This window comes from Citrobacter sp. TBCS-14, assembly GCF_005280805.1.
GTDB lineage: Bacteria > Pseudomonadota > Gammaproteobacteria > Enterobacterales > Enterobacteriaceae > Citrobacter > Citrobacter gillenii.
Genome location: NZ_SZWM01000423.1, coordinates 1 through 223 on the forward strand (window position 1 = coordinate 1; position 223 = coordinate 223).

Annotated in this window: 1 pseudogene; it reads left to right on the forward strand. The window is 60.5% G+C overall.

Going from position 1 to position 223, the window contains the following annotated elements:
- Window positions 1–223: pseudogene (pmbA, locus tag FDX22_RS15885) on the forward strand (metalloprotease PmbA); the annotation flags it as partial.

Consider the following 223-nt stretch of genomic DNA (forward strand, 5'->3'; position numbering starts at 1 on the left):
CCGATTTAAGCCCGCAGGCAATTGCACGCACCGTGCAGGCTGCGCTGGACATTGCACGTTACACTTCGCCGGATCCGTGCGCAGGCGTGGCAGATAAAGACTTGCTGGCCTTTGAGGCGCCCGATCTGGACCTGTTCCACCCGGCGGAAGTTTCCCCTGATGAAGCCATCGAACTGGCTGCTCGTGCTGAACAGGCGGCGCTGCAGGCTGATAAGCGTATCAC